General features: G+C 55.1%; 14 protein-coding genes and 1 pseudogene. 6 read left to right on the forward strand and 9 right to left on the reverse strand.

Annotated elements, in window-relative coordinates; genetic code table 11:
- Positions 1 to 49: 49 nt before the first annotated feature.
- On the reverse strand, positions 50 to 397 hold the full coding sequence (gene rctB, locus CFBP4996_RS27260; protein ID WP_080855066.1) for an SMa0974 family conjugal transfer regulator: 348 nt from the start codon (positions 395 to 397) through the stop codon (positions 50 to 52).
- Between the two features lie 432 nt (positions 398 to 829).
- Positions 830 to 1,144: a helix-turn-helix domain-containing protein gene (locus CFBP4996_RS27265; protein ID WP_080855067.1), complete on the reverse strand. Its 315-nt coding sequence runs from the start codon at positions 1,142 to 1,144 to the stop codon at positions 830 to 832.
- 615 nt (positions 1,145 to 1,759) lie between these two features.
- On the opposite strand from CFBP4996_RS27265, the gene CFBP4996_RS27270 reads away from it, so the two are divergent.
- Positions 1,760 to 2,017: a FitA-like ribbon-helix-helix domain-containing protein gene (locus tag CFBP4996_RS27270; protein ID WP_080855068.1), complete on the forward strand. Its 258-nt coding sequence runs from the start codon at positions 1,760 to 1,762 to the stop codon at positions 2,015 to 2,017.
- On the forward strand, positions 2,014 to 2,436 hold the full coding sequence (locus CFBP4996_RS27275) for a type II toxin-antitoxin system VapC family toxin (RefSeq protein WP_080855069.1): 423 nt from the start codon (positions 2,014 to 2,016) through the stop codon (positions 2,434 to 2,436). Before CFBP4996_RS27270 ends, CFBP4996_RS27275 begins: the two co-directional genes overlap by 4 nt.
- A gap of 80 nt (positions 2,437 to 2,516) precedes the next feature.
- Here CFBP4996_RS27275 and CFBP4996_RS27280 read toward each other — a convergent pair whose 3' ends face one another.
- Positions 2,517 to 3,437: a LysR family transcriptional regulator gene (locus CFBP4996_RS27280; RefSeq protein ID WP_080855070.1), complete on the reverse strand. Its 921-nt coding sequence runs from the start codon at positions 3,435 to 3,437 to the stop codon at positions 2,517 to 2,519.
- Between the two features lie 258 nt (positions 3,438 to 3,695).
- Between CFBP4996_RS27280 and CFBP4996_RS27285 the strand changes: the two genes are divergently transcribed.
- Together CFBP4996_RS27285 and CFBP4996_RS27290 are read left to right on the forward strand one after the other, a co-directional pair.
- The gene (locus CFBP4996_RS27285; RefSeq protein ID WP_080855393.1) at positions 3,696 to 4,610 is read left to right on the forward strand and encodes a nucleotidyltransferase and HEPN domain-containing protein; all 915 of its coding nucleotides are present in this window, start codon (positions 3,696 to 3,698) and stop codon (positions 4,608 to 4,610) included.
- 66 nt (positions 4,611 to 4,676) lie between these two features.
- Positions 4,677 to 4,879: pseudogene (locus CFBP4996_RS27290) on the forward strand (transposase); the annotation flags it as partial.
- A 25-nt stretch (positions 4,880 to 4,904) separates the two neighbouring features.
- Here the strand turns inward: CFBP4996_RS27290 and CFBP4996_RS27295 are convergent.
- The 4 genes from CFBP4996_RS27295 to CFBP4996_RS27310 all read right to left on the reverse strand — a co-directional run bounded on the left by CFBP4996_RS27295 (position 4,905) and on the right by CFBP4996_RS27310 (position 8,633).
- Positions 4,905 to 6,077: a Fic family protein gene (locus CFBP4996_RS27295; protein ID WP_080855072.1), complete on the reverse strand. Its 1,173-nt coding sequence runs from the start codon at positions 6,075 to 6,077 to the stop codon at positions 4,905 to 4,907.
- A gap of 210 nt (positions 6,078 to 6,287) precedes the next feature.
- Positions 6,288 to 7,049, reverse strand: a complete 762-nt coding sequence (locus CFBP4996_RS27300) for an autoinducer binding domain-containing protein (RefSeq protein ID WP_233283475.1) — start codon at positions 7,047 to 7,049, stop codon at positions 6,288 to 6,290.
- Positions 7,007 to 7,759 carry an acyl-homoserine-lactone synthase gene (locus CFBP4996_RS27305; protein ID WP_080855394.1) on the reverse strand — a complete coding sequence of 251 codons (753 nt, stop codon included), beginning with the start codon at positions 7,757 to 7,759 and terminating at the stop codon, positions 7,007 to 7,009. The genes CFBP4996_RS27300 and CFBP4996_RS27305 overlap by 43 nt, the downstream gene beginning before the upstream one ends.
- Before the next feature lie 154 nt (positions 7,760 to 7,913).
- Positions 7,914 to 8,633 carry a helix-turn-helix transcriptional regulator gene (locus CFBP4996_RS27310; protein ID WP_080855074.1) on the reverse strand — a complete coding sequence of 240 codons (720 nt, stop codon included), beginning with the start codon at positions 8,631 to 8,633 and terminating at the stop codon, positions 7,914 to 7,916.
- An 832-nt stretch (positions 8,634 to 9,465) separates the two neighbouring features.
- Here CFBP4996_RS27310 and CFBP4996_RS27315 point away from each other — a divergent pair.
- Complete coding sequence (locus tag CFBP4996_RS27315; protein ID WP_080855075.1) at positions 9,466 to 10,200, forward strand: response regulator transcription factor; 735 nt, start codon at positions 9,466 to 9,468, stop codon at positions 10,198 to 10,200.
- Positions 10,190 to 11,590 (forward strand): amidohydrolase family protein, encoded by a 1,401-nt coding sequence (locus tag CFBP4996_RS27320; RefSeq protein ID WP_080855076.1) that lies wholly within the window; start codon positions 10,190 to 10,192, stop codon positions 11,588 to 11,590. Before CFBP4996_RS27315 ends, CFBP4996_RS27320 begins: the two co-directional genes overlap by 11 nt.
- On the opposite strand, the gene CFBP4996_RS27325 is transcribed toward CFBP4996_RS27320, so the two are convergent.
- Both CFBP4996_RS27325 and CFBP4996_RS27330 read right to left on the reverse strand, forming a co-directional pair.
- Positions 11,591 to 12,931 (reverse strand): MmgE/PrpD family protein, encoded by a 1,341-nt coding sequence (locus CFBP4996_RS27325; protein WP_080855077.1) that lies wholly within the window; start codon positions 12,929 to 12,931, stop codon positions 11,591 to 11,593.
- A gap of 11 nt (positions 12,932 to 12,942) precedes the next feature.
- Positions 12,943 to 14,040: an ornithine cyclodeaminase gene (locus CFBP4996_RS27330; protein ID WP_080855078.1), complete on the reverse strand. Its 1,098-nt coding sequence runs from the start codon at positions 14,038 to 14,040 to the stop codon at positions 12,943 to 12,945.
- Positions 14,041 to 14,067: the final 27 nt, after the last annotated feature.

Raw genomic sequence — 14,067 nt, forward strand, 5'->3', positions numbered from 1 at the left:
CGGTCCCATTCCTCAAATCTTTCTTCTGAACTCGCAGAGCCGTGGGTTTTCATCCTGCTGTGCCATGAGTCCGTTGCTCATGGTTCTCAAAAAGCGGCGCGTCTTTTGTATTCAACCAGTCTACTGATCTCACAGAGCCAGACGTGAATTTAGCGAGGCTGCCCTCAATCAGTGTGCGTATGCCGTAAAACGTGACGAGATCGCGCGCGGACACGCGAAAAATCAGACCGTCGTCGGTTGCTCTGATGGCCGCATGGCCATCCTCGAACTGCAGAAGCCTGTCGGTTTCATGGGTGATGATCGACAGGCAGAAATTGAGGTTTTGCGAGCAGAGTTCTTCGACCACGCTCGGTGCTTGCTCCAAGGCAACGAAGGCTTCGGCAACGTTTTTATACATGGTGCGTCCTCTATCTGCTGGACCGTTTTCCACTACGGACCGGAAATGTTACGGGTTCACGGGTCGTGTGTGGCCAACTCAGGCGCAGGAAGATTTCTTTTACAGGTGCGGACGTTTGACTTTGACGCGCTTGTTTCCAACCGCTCTCGGGCACGCGCGCTCCTCATCATATCCATGCTGGCAGACGAGCAGACGCAAGATAAGCACCAACCTGGCGCGGATGGCAGAATGCACCTGCTCCCTCAAGCATGAAATACCCCCAAAGCGGTACCCACATATGATGGTATTGCGGTGGGGGTTTGAGTGCGCATCGCGTGGTCCTGACAAAGATTCTGACAAACATCCGTGCAGAATCTTTTCTCCCGTGGCGGGCGCAAATAGTGACGGTGCTATAAGGGACGCCAAGACTAAAAATCGTCGGCGTTGTTCCTCTTACATTTTGATTTTTGGCGGAGAAGCCGATGGTCCGTTGGTGTCCTTCGGAACGAAACCGAGCGTGAAACCGAAGAGTTTCCCAATCTTGTGGAGTGTATCGACAGTCGGATTTGCTTTTCCGGTCTCAATCTCGGCGATCTGCCGTTTCGTGACGCCGGTGAGTTCGGCAAATTTTTCCTGGGTCAGCCCAAGTGATTTTCTTATATCAAGAACTGCTTCGGGCAGCCTGAGCTCTGCCGTGGCCGCACGTTCTCGAATATGTTGGCGCCGGAGCCGGATTTCTTCGCGTGTAAGCTGCTTTATCCTGGGCATGGCTATCCGTGGGCTCCTTCGGCGTTCGTTGCGATTGTGGTGAAACGCCACTCGCCTTGTCAGAAGGTTCAATTGTCAGGTCCCTTTTGGTTCCTTATAGGGGTTTTATAAACGCATAGTGCGAATTATAAAACCCCTATAAGGGTCTATTTTGCCTCGCATCCTCGTGTCGGGTATGAAATAACAGGGAGCAACGCGGTTAACCGACGATGACTTTCTATTGAGCCATCGCACTCTTATAGATGATCAGGTTATAGATATGGACTTCGTACTGTCGGCCAGTTCCGGGGTGTTAGGGTAGCATTGACGCGGCTCACGTTGGCCTTGCTCGACAATCAGTCGGTTGGAGCGCCGAATTCACCACATGTTCGATCCCCACGGTTTGTTCTGCTGCGCTGATGCAGCGTTAGATGGTGGAGCGTTAAAATCTGGAGACAGTTGAGGCAGAACTATGAAGACATGTTGCACTCTCAACCTTTGATCAAAATGTGGGCATGAAGCGGGATAAAACTGAATATTCTAGGAGCCCGCCGGGTTCGTGGTTTTTTGGTTGTCGATTTGCTTGCATTCTTATATTGTGCAAGCAAAGCTATCATATTCTGGAGATGTAGAGTCATGCCATCTATCACGATACGAAACGTCCCGGACGAGGTGCACCGCGCCATTCGTGTTCGAGCTGCTATACATGGTCGTAGTGCTGAAGCTGAGATTCGCAGCATTCTGGAACAGGCCGCCAGGCCACAGGGGCGTTTGAAGCTTGGCACTATACTGACTTCGATTGCCCGCGATGCCGAAGGGCTCACCGACGCTGAAGCAGAATTATTCAACCAGCTTCGTGACAAAACTCCGGCCGAACCGATGAGTTTTGAATGATTGTTCTCGATACCAATGTGATTTCCGAATTGTGGAAGGTTGAGCCAGATTCCAGCGTGCTGACCTGGATCGACTCACAGATGGTCGAGACCCTTTATCTGTCCACGATTACCATTGCCGAATTACGGTTCGGCCTCGCAACGATGCCGGAAGGCAAGCGACGTACTATTTATCAGGATCGTTTGGAACGGGAGGTTCTGCCAGTTTTCACCGGACGAATTCTGTTCTTCGACCTTGATGCCTCCCAAGCCTATGCTCAACTGATGGCACGGGCGAAGGAAGCCGGTAGGGCCATAGGCAAGGCAGATGGCTATATCGCCGCCGCGGCCGCCGTGCGGGGCCTGATAGTTGCCACGCGAGACACCAGTCCTTTCGAAGCCGCTGGCCTGAGGGTCATTAATCCCTGGAATGTCGTGTAATGATGCGCACCACTGCAGGCTGGCCATCTCCCGAAAGATTTGTGCGCATTTTTCCAAACGGAAGAGGCGTTTGACGACCCCTAGTTGCGGTGGTGTTTGCGAACGGCCGCTTTTGCAATCTGGGTGGCGAGCTGTCGCCCGATGTCGATAACGTCATCACGATTGGCTGTCGGGTCCTGACTGCTCCAGGCCAGCCCAAGTCCAATGCGCAGGTCGATCTCCTCGACCTGCTTCAGCTGAAAGTTCCTATTCGGAAGGTTTGCTGCCCATTCGGGAACGAAGCCGACGCCCACGCCTGCTGAAACGAGTGCGATCAGTGAAAGCGTATCATCGCAGGTGTAGGCGATTCGGTCGGAAAGAGCGTGTTCGCGAAACACGTCGAGAAAATACCGCTCGGTGTAAGACAGGTTCGAGCGTGAGAAGGAAATGATCTTCTGGCGGCGCAAGTCGTCCAGCGTAATACTTGGTACCTCAGACAGAGGGTTGTCCTTTGAGACGGCCAGCAGATACCGCTCTTCGGTAATGGCTTGCCATCTTAATGCACCGTTGTTTTCCAATGGCCGGACAAAGCCGATATTGACCTGACCACGCTCGATGTCGCGCACGATGGATTCTGTCGTGCCATTGCGGATATGAATGCGAATATTCGGGTAGCGTCGACCGATCCTTGCAAGGAAATCAGGCAACAGGCCGAAGGTCGCTGGGTGGATAGTGCCGATTGTGATCTTGGTGGCTGCCTTGCCCGCAATCGCCTGGACGACCGCGCAGCTTTCATCGACATCGCGAAGAAGCCGGACACAGCGCTCGTAGAAAACAGAGCCTGCGGGCGTCAACTGAACCCGGCGTGTAGAGCGTATGAGAAGCGGAACACCCAGCTCCTTTTCGATGGCCTGGACCTGAGCCGTGACTGCTGGCTGGGCGAGGTTGAGCCGGATGGAAGCGCGCCCGAAATGCAGTTCTTCTGCCACGGCCACGAACGTGCTCATTTGGCGCAAATCCATAACCGTTCCTTCTGCCGGAGAGGTCTCTCGATGCCATCATGCCTCTCATCTACCGAAGAATAGTGCCTTAGGTCACTTTGGTCCAGATGCAGTATTGATAAATAAACGCGATTAATGATTGCCACGATAGCTCAAGGTCGGCATACTACCGGATTGAAAAGGCATCAAATTCGTGACCGCAACTGTGAGAATGTGGAGTAGCCACGGTGAATGTGTCGCGGCTAGAGTGTTCTTTCAGAAGAATCGATGGTGAAGGCGATGAAATCGGATATCGGACATCTTCCGCAGGCAAAGCAGCGCGAACTGGAAAGGGTCGTCCGGATCATCCATGAAGAGTTCGCCGGCATTGTCGAGCGCTCGAAGTCCGACATCAAGAAGGACGGCCGGATTTACAAGATCATCCTGTTTGGCTCTTACGCCCGTGGCACGTGGGTTGATGAGCCGCATACGTCAAAGGGTTATCGTTCGGATTTCGATATTCTCGTCATTGTCAGCAACAAGGAATTGGCCGACCCCAAATACTGGGATAAGGCGACCGACCGGCTGATGTGGGACAAGGAGATCGAGACACCTGTCGGCCTCATCGTGCATGGCGCCCGCGAGATCAGCAACTTCCTGCATGACGGGCAATACTTCTTCGTCGATCTCGCCCGCGAAGGCGTCATTCTCTACGAATTCGATGACCGGCCGCTGGCCGAACCGAAACCGCTCAGCCCTGCCGATGCACTCAGGGTGGCCGAGGAGCATTTTGAAAAACAGTTCAATGGTGCAAAATATTTCCTCCAGCTCGCACGTTACTCAATAGCTGATGCTCAACCCAACCATGCGGCTTTCACGCTACACCAAGCTGTTGAGACGGCTTATTCTTGCTATCTGCTGACGCTGACCAACTACTCTCCGCCCTCGCACAACCTCAAATTCCTGCGCGGACTTTCGGAGGACCGTGAACGCCGGCTGGTGGACATCTGGCCGCGTGACCATCAGCGTTTTACGGCATGGTACAACATTCTCAACGAGGCCTACGTCAAGGCGCGCTACTCGAAGCACTTCGAGATTTCCGGTGAAGCCCTTCAATGGCTCGAGGACAGGACCGCGGAACTTCATGCCCTGATCGAGACGCTCTGCCGGGAGCACATCGAAAAGCTTCAGCAGGCCGTGAAAAACGGTAGTTGAGGCTAGGGTCAGGACCTATTAATTTCGTTTGAGATGTGATTCAGAGTCTCCATTGAAGGGGTTCTGATGGGTGATTTGTTACTGCTAAGCGCGCGCCAAATGGCTCGCATATCTCCGCATTTCCGCTGTCTCATGGGGTTGCGCGGGGTGATGACCAGCGTGTCGTCAGTGGTATCGTCTATGTGATCCGCAATGGTTTGCAGTGGAAGGATTCACCTTTGCAGTATGGGCCACTCGGCGTGTTCGACAGGATTTTTGCCGCTTTGGCCGGCAAGTGGCACACAGTGGCCAATGCTAGCGAACGGCCGGATACAGGCGCGGAAGCCACCGCTCGATGATATCGACCGGGAAACCGAGACGCACCTTGCCCTTTGAACTCGGGGACGTGAGCACGCCGCAGTCCAACAAACTGGACAACACGGTTCGGGCCTGGCGCTCTTGATATCCGGTCAAAGCCTGTGCTTGCGAGCGTGCGAACTCTCCCGTCAGTATGGCCTCGCGCAACAGAGGCCAGCTGCCCTTGGGAAGGCGCTGCATCTGCACCTCCTCATTGCACCATACCTCGACGCGGTTCAGGAGCTCCTCAGGTTTGAGGAGCTCTTCCATGAACGTGACTTGATCGAGACAGCATGAGAGGAAGAAGGCCGTGAACTCGGCGAGGCCCGCCTCAGTGAGGTTGCCACGTCCATCCAGATCGCCGCGTCTTGGCTGATCAGCCTGGGAGAGCAGACGCTTATAGTCGGAGACGTTTCTGGCAAGACCGCGAGACACAGACCAGAGCCCCGAGCCAATCCCAAGGTCGCGCAGCAACGCGTGGGAGAACAGGCGAGAGACACGTCCGTTGCCATCGAAAAATGGATGGATCCATGCAAGACGGTGATGAGATGCCCCAACCCCAACGATCTTCTGGAGTTTAGACAGCATCTTGAACGAGTAGGCTTCAGCGAACCTTGCGAGCAGCGGTTCAATCATCTCCGGTTCGGGAGCGATGTGTTCGCCGACTTTGACGTGCCGCGTTCTCAGTTGCCCCGGCACCATAATGATTTCTTCGCCCGTATCGGGATTGCGAACAAGAAGCAGGTCATCTGGCAGCCGGCGGCAGAACTCGCCGTGCAACCAGCAGATGCCGTCGAGCGACAGCACAGGGTAGGGCATTTCGCCCCTATCGATAAGCTGCTGCACTTCGATATGGGCCCGGGCCTCGAGCTGAAGGTTGCGCTTCTCCGGTTCTCGAGCGAAATCGCCCGCCATGGCCCGATCGATATCGATTGGTAGCGTGTTGTGTCCCTCGATGAGATTTGAGTAATAGCAGTTCATCGAGCGCACGAGATCACCGACGGAAGCACGCATGATGGGATGAAGTCGCGCTGCGAACCGACTGGCAACTGACGTCAGTTCGATCGCCAGATCTTCAAGTTCCCGGCTGCTGTCCGGAAGCAGGGGCTCCATGCTTGCGAGCGTAACCATTTTTTGCCGCTTTCTATGCCGCTATAATTCTGTTTTGGAACATAGCGATAGGGCAACATTTTGGCAATGCATTTGCCGGTCTTCTTGCCGATCGAGTTCTAGCCCTTCATCTGCATGTTCTGCCGGGGAGCAAACCTAACTATCAGCGATCCGGGATAATGAACACTTCTTTTGCGGATGACGACGACCGATACAGCAACACAACGTACCTTAGATCAGTTTCAGCTTTGTGGCCAACGCAGTCGTCTGGGGAAGGGTGACGGTCTTAAGTTTCTGTCGAATGTTCTTCATATGAAAATTGACGGTATGATGTGTCATGTTCTCAAGCAGGGCTATCTCTTGGGTTGTTTTCCCTTCAGCAGCCCACTTGAGCACCATTGACTGCCGCGCCGTCAGTTCGATGGCCGGTGCTCTGATCGATGCCGCCTCTGTTGCCTCCACGCACATGTGGAGTAACCCCACAGCGTTTGCACTCAAAACGGGTTGCAGTTGGTATTTTTGAGGCAAGGTCACATCACCGGAGAAAAGTGAAAGGGTGAAGAAATCGCTGAATGGCGCCATCACGGGCATGCATATGCCGGCCCTGATGCCCGCCTCGTCGGCACTCGAATAGAATGTCTGGTGGGGTCCGCGTGCGACTTTCCCCTTATGCTCAAGGTTAAAGACAAATGGTGCCATTACTTCACGGGCACGTGTCAGGACTGGATCGATCCTGTCGAAACGCTCCTGCCAATATTTGTCCAGCCACTCCTTTGGGGCACTGGACAAGATGGAGTTTCCCAAGCCGGGATGACGGACAGTCACCACATGATAAAAGTCAAATCCGAGCTCTCGGGTCAGATGATCAAGCAGTTCGGCCGTGGCGCGGCTAGTTTTCATCATGGATGTCGTGTCGATCAATTTGCGTAGCCAAACGTTCATCCCGCGCCTTATCCCACCGGCTCGAGCGGCGCCTTTGCCACTGAGCGCCATTGGAGGGTCCCGAGATTCTCGATTTTTACCGGCCTTTTGACATGGTCGAGGCGTTGGAACTTTTGTACTGCGGCCGCTCCCGCAACCTTGGGCAAAGAGGGTGTGTACAAGGGGTGCGCAATTCGAAGGACTTTTCGCATTTGCTGAAGGGTTTCGTCTGAAACGTCGAACACGCCGCAACACACCGGGAGCCGGCCGTAACCGTCAGCACGGCCAATCTCCTCCACGATCAATCCCGCTCGCCGGTATACTCTTTCCATTGGCGGCTCGTAATTCGACACAAGTGTTTTAATGCCATGCGCGAAGGAGCCTTCGAACAAGGCCAGCAAAAGGAACCCAAACGCTCTTGACGGGCTGAGTGTCGGTTGAGACTCCTTGAGGAGGTCAACATCAAGACACATTCGCGTGCCTTCCCATGTGCCGGGAGACACCAAATCCATTCCCGGCAACGTTCGACTGAAAACATCACGCAGCAATGTCGGCCCTGTCGTCGGCATGAGCCGCACTGTGCCATAGAGATGTCGCGCGTCCTTGTCACACCAGACCAGGTAAACGGCTCCCAGAGCGTCGTAAGTGTCCCGTTCAAGGCCGCGATGGACACCGACCTGCCAGCCAAGACAATCGTGAAAAACCTTTTTCCGCAATCGGAACGATTGCTCCAACAGGCCCGCGTACCGGTGATATTGATAGGGCTGGATAAGAAGGAACACGAGCAAACCTCCGATCATGTGTCGGACAGAATGCACGTAAATCCCGGGTTGCCCATTGCTACGGATGGGCACAAACAATTGAGGTATTGCGCCGAAAGTTAAAGGTCTATGGCTGTTGTGCCGCGGAGTTGAAGGCCAGGTTTGAGCTGCTGAATCAAATGTTGATCAGCCTGAACTTCATCGCTTGGATGGCGGCCGATGAAATAGTTGCGCATCCGAGCTTCAACCGGCCAGACTTGAGGTAGCTCCTTGCCGTATGCTCGGAAATACCGAGAATGAGTGCAATATCCTTGTGGTCTTTTCCGCGTGCCACCCACGACAGGCACTCCCGCTCACGGGAGCTGAGGCCCGGAACAGGGTCTTCTCCTCCATGAATCTCCGTGATCGCCTTCATATGAATCTGATATGCGATTTCGTTCCAGTCCGACCGATTACCTGCAACGAGTTTGTCCCAGCTTTTCGGGTCGTGTGCCGCATTGACGGAGAAAATTGCGCGCCGGCCGGCCCGGTCAGTAATGGGGATCGAATAACCGGATTTTCCGACGCCATGTTGCCAGGCGTCATCAAAGAACGCTCCAATTTCGGGTGTCATTTCGAATTCACGCCAGTCGAATGGAAGCTGCCGCAAAAAGCCCTGTTGCACAACAGGATCCACCTGGACATATCGCTTCAGGAAATACTGTGCGATCCATTCCGGACTGTAGGTTGACTGAACAAAGGGTGAATCAAGGTCGCTGATCACGGTTGCGGTCAAATGGTAGGTGACGAAATCTACGTCATAAATTTCCTGAACAGAAAAAAGGGCATCATAGACTGTGGGGGCATCTGTGATTGCCTCGATGGCTGTAGCGAGATTCGCAGATACTGTTTTCATGCGGGAATCCTTTCCGATGTGAGGGGGAGGTGTCACGGCGCAGAACGAGAAGCATCTCGCTCCCCACAGGCGCTCAGCAGACAACGTGCCGGTGTTTTTCGACCACCTCGCGTCTCATGTTCTTGCCGCTCATCTTTCGGTCGAAGCCGTGGCAAGCTGTTAGCGCGTCTCGACTTATTGTTCGGCTGTCCGCGCAACTTTGGCGGAATGACCGGTTCGAAACAGGCACCGTACCAACATTTTTCCGGCTTTAGTCAGCGCCTGCCGCTCGGTCGCCATACGTGGTGCGTTGAGAGTCGTTGCGATAGACGTCGTGGTCCGGCACCAGCATCGTTCCGATGCGGCTATGGAACCTCTAACCACGCCGCAGCTATGGCGTGGTAATTGAGATACCTATTACCCGTTGGTGGTGAAGTCCGGTTGGGTAGCACAAATCGCCGTTCCGTACAGGCATCTATCGTAGTTTGGGTGATGTGATTATTATTCAATGATAACGCCACGCTCGCGATATCGGCGTCAAGCGTGGCGTATGAAGCCATTCCGACGCCCTTCCTGGCATCTTTCCTCTTCAATCTCTTCAAATGTCCATCCTTGCTATGATCGCCTTGTGCGCAACAGGCACAGGCAACCTGTGTCGGTAGCCATCGTCTCCCCGTTGGCAAAGCCAAATTTAAAACATGTCACATTACGTCATATTTGGCGACTACTACTTCTAGTAGTCGATTTTGCAGCCAAATTGACGGAAATTGATATATCGATGGTAGAGAAAATGGCTCAACGCAGGGAACAACCGCCCTGCGTTCAGGGCTGCTGCCGACGCAAAGGGCATTTCATGAAAAAATTGATCCTGATCGGTTCGGTTGATGCTGACTTCTTTCTCCTCCTTTCACACATTCTGGAAGTTGAGGGTTATCAGGTCCGGATGGCCAGAGGCGTCGAGGAGATGTCCCATCTTGCCGACGATCACCAGGTCAGGGCTGTACTGCTTGACTGCCGGCCTGATCCCTTTCCGGCGGTCGAGGTGTGTGCCAGGATCAAGGGGAATCATCGCACGGTGAGCGTTCCCGTCCTCGCAATCATTGGTGCCGGTGCTGAAGGACAATATGTCGATATGCAGCGCGCCGGCGCCGAAGAATGTTTTGTCCGGCCTTTTGCACCGATCAAGCTGCTCGAGTACCTGCGCAAGTCCGCACTCAGCCGAACACTGCCTCGGACGAGAACGGGTCCGTTATCCTACGGCGGCATCGAGATTGATTTCGAGCATCATCGCGTTTCAAGAAACGGTCTAAACATTCATCTGGGACCACTGGAATTTGCTGTCTTGTCCTGCCTGATGGAGCGACCGACCGAGATTTGCCGACGTGCGGAACTCATAAATGCGGTGTGGCCCGGCCTGCATCATGTCGAAGAGCGCACCCTGAACGTTCACATAGGCCGATTGCGAAAGAGACTGAATCAGATCGGGCAACCCGATCTTATCCGCACCGTCCGGGGTGTCGGCTACATTCTGGAATCGACAGCGCTTGAAGCTCCAGAGGATTTTGGAGACGATAGCAATGTCTCATAATCGGCTCGACAGGATTATACGCGGCGCTTCTGTGATAACGGGAGATGGCGCCACATTTCTTGAAAACGCATGCATCGGTATCGGAGAGGGCAGAATTGCTTTCGTCCAGCCGGGAAATATGTCCGTCAATGTTGACGAGGTCGACGTCATCGAAGCGCACGGCTACACGGTCATCCCCGGCGTGATCAATGCGCATGCCCATGGCTGCGTCAGCGGGCCATCCATGCCAAGCGGGTCGTTTCCTGTCGACAGGGACGCGATCCTCTGGAACAGGAACAGGCACCTCCTCGAGGGGACGACGACATTATTAAATGTATGCGGTTTGGCGCTGCCCGAGGAGGCGTTTGCGGGCAATCCGCATCCACTTGATGTCCAAATCTCCACAGCGCACACACCTTCTAATATCGAAGCGGCACTCGCAATTGATGGCGCAGGCCTCTCCGAACGGCATCGGCACGCATCCATCGATGATGCCCTGTCTCAAGGGGCAAAAGCCCTTGGCGAGGTTGGCGGGGGCCAGACGCTGGGCGGCGGAGCGCAGGAGTACCGCTTCATCCCCGAGGCGATGAAACGGGTGACGGGACGGGAAGTGTCACCGCTGGTTTCACGTCAGTTGCGAAATGCCGTGGTCGGCCGATACCTTAGAGTGGAGGACGGAGTTTCCGATGGCGAATTGCAGGCGATCCTCGACGAATGTGGTCTCTCCGATGTCTGCAGCGCGCGAACTGTCCGTCAGATCATTCTCGCATCCGTAATGCCACCGGTCGATCTCGCGCTCAGAGGCTTTGAAGAAGTGGCGCGACAAGCCGCGCGTGTGGGCTTCCCGGCGATTTTTCACAATTCTGCGCCGTCGGTTGAACGCCTGATCGAAGTCGCTGAGAAATACCCAAACGCAAACATTGTCGCGGGTCATTCGAACCATCCGATGTTCCTACCGCATGAATCCGTATCGTTCGCGCACGAGCTGCGAAGGCGTGGCGTCACCATCGATATCTCGACGCTCGACAGCATCCAGACCCGTTGGCGGAATGACCCGGCGAATTTCGACGCCCTGATCGACGCCGGATGTGTCGATACGATCTCGACGGACTATGCCGGCGGACATTGGGACAGCATCCTCGTGGCAATCCAGCGCATTGTTCACAAAAAGCAGATGTCACCGGCTGCAGCTGTCGCCTTGGCGACCGGGAACGTCGCACGCGCCTTTCCTCAACTGGCAGGCGATCGTGGTTTGATCGAGAAGGGCAGGCGCGCGGATCTCGTGATCGTCGATCGCGTCAATATGGGTCGCGTTCGCCACATCATCGTCCATGGCAAGGTGGTGATCTGGAATGGAACGATCAATGGCAATGGTTCGGGCGCTTCTCCGACCACGCGACGTAGTCACTGATCACAGGTCAGCCGAAATCTCTCGCAGGAATGGCAGGGGATCACCGGATTTAAGCTGGTCAATTGCCCTGTCGAAAACGTCCTCGCGCGCTGTGCTCATTTTGCCGTTACACACCTGATGGAACTTCTGCTTGAGGTCGTCCCAAAGCATCGGTCGGCCCGCATCGCCACGCGGCATCGCGGTGGTGGACGTTATATCGCCCGAAGGCGTGGTCAAAGTCACTCGCGCCAACGTTTCTGCCGGAAATTTTTGATCGATCTGATGATCGACCGTCAAGGTAACAGCGCCGGCGAGGAAACAGATGTCCCGGTCATCGAGAAGCTGCTCATCGATCGGCGCGAGTGCAGAGGCGCCATAACGGATGGCCGCGGCCAGACAGAAAGGCAAACTGTATTGAGCCTCCACAATGCTTTTCGGCATGACTTTGTTTTGCAGCCGCTGAGCCCATTGGAACGTGTGGACCTCGATTGACAGTACTTCTTTCGGCAGGAGCCTCCGGCTTTGCATGAGGTCCAGCGTTGCATCGATGGCGGGATGGATATAGCGGCAACACGAATACGGCTTGAAATAGGTTCCCAGTATTTCCCAAGTCCGACCAAGCCCGTTCCTGATACGATCCCCATTGAAGTAGGGTGGATGATCGAGAATGTCTTCCGGACCCGTAAACCCCTCTTCGGCCAGTTCAAGTGCGGTGAGGCCAGTAACGACACTCCACGGGATTCCCTCTTTCGCATGATTTCCGGTGAGCTTCGAATAACCGGAACTTCCATTTGCTGCCTGATTGGGCGCCCACACACCATTGATCGCCAGGGCATGGGCGAGATGATCTCGGCGTGTGCGATGGATACTGCCGGCTGCAGCGACAGCGCCGTAGCCGGCCCAGAGACCGCTTTGGCGACTTTTTATGTTTTCAGGGTTTTGTGCGGCGGCGATCCGGATGGCGGTCTCGTAGCCGGCGACGATCGCAGCGACGAATTCGTCCGGGTCGATTGCACTGTCCGCATAGGTCGCCAGCACAGCAGGGATCACTGCAGCGCCTGGATGTCCGCGCGCTGCACGATGACCATCATCGAAATCTAGGGCGCAAACCGAAGCCGAATTGGTAAAGGCGGCACCGATGGTCGTCAACCGATGGCCCGAAAACCAGAGGGGTGCGTTTCCGGGACCAAAAACACGGGCTGCGACAGATCTGGCACTGGTCGATCCCGTGACATGTTTTCCGGCGAGGGCGGAGATCAAGGCGTCAAGCAGGCAACACAATGCCTTGCTCCTCACCTCCATAGGTGCGGCATGAAAAACTCGGTCAGCAATACACTCAGCGAGAAGCTGCGTCAGATACATAAGAAAAGCCCTTAGCTGGTCGTTTCTGCCACCGTCGCTTTACCGCGATGATCGTTTGAGACACCTGTCAAAGCCTCATAGACATGTGCGGCCACATAAAGATCCAGCATGGGCAGACCGACACAGGTGATGTGGACAGGTTTTTGCTGTCCTATTTCCAAAGGATCCGCAATCGCCGTGATTGACCGGATGCCGAGCAGGGATCCCAACTGCTCCAGCGTCGTTCCTTTCCGCGAGAAGTGAAGCGCAAGGCTTTGCGAGCCACGGCGCGACACCATCTCCACGTCGTCACACAGAACGGTACCGCACCTCAGCGCCCGTTCCAGATGCGCCGGGGGTGTTTCATCCCCACCCAGGTGGAGCACGGAAGCGTCGCCTATCTCACTCGCCTCGAAGACGGGCACTTTCGCATTTGATGCCGTAATCACGAAATCGCATCGACCGAGATCGCGGTTGTCCCGAACAGGCATGATGTCGAAGGTCACTGTCTCTCCCAGCGACCTCGCGAGCCGTATGGCTGAGTCAATTGTGCGGCTACGGACAAAGACCTCGCGGATCTTTTCCCCGTGGCATCGATTGAGCGCCAGAATAATTTTCTCGGCAATTGGACCGGCGCCGAACAGGAAGACAGACATATCCCGACGGGACGCCAGCAATCGCTCAAGAACAAGCGTCGCATAACTCGCCGTCCGGGCGGCGGAGATGTCGGTTCCATCCAGCAGGCACAGAGGAACGAGGGTGAATTTGTCCAAGAGGACAATTGTGGACCGTGACCGTGGAAGACCGAGCTGGCGATTGAGGGCGTTTGCGCCAACGATTTTTACTGCCCCGTAGCGGCTGTTGACGCTTGAAAGGCAGGACAGCTTCCAGGCAAGGCGCTCCTCCAGCAATGCTGCATCCTTAATCAAGGGATGCCTGTCAATCTCTCCGGGTGTGATGGAAAGCACGGATTTCGTCCCATAAGCGGAACCGCGTGCAATGTCGTCCCACGCTTTGGCGGCGACCTCATGGACGATCTTTCCATCGAGGAGAGCTCCGTTCCCGGCGATCTCTGTCGCGGAGTAACACGGTATGTCTGACAGGCTTGGACTGATAATTCCTCCACTCATGCGAGCTCCTCCTCGAACACCCGAACG

The organism is Agrobacterium leguminum (assembly GCF_005144435.2).
In the GTDB taxonomy this organism is placed as follows: Bacteria; Pseudomonadota; Alphaproteobacteria; order Rhizobiales; family Rhizobiaceae; genus Agrobacterium; species Agrobacterium leguminum.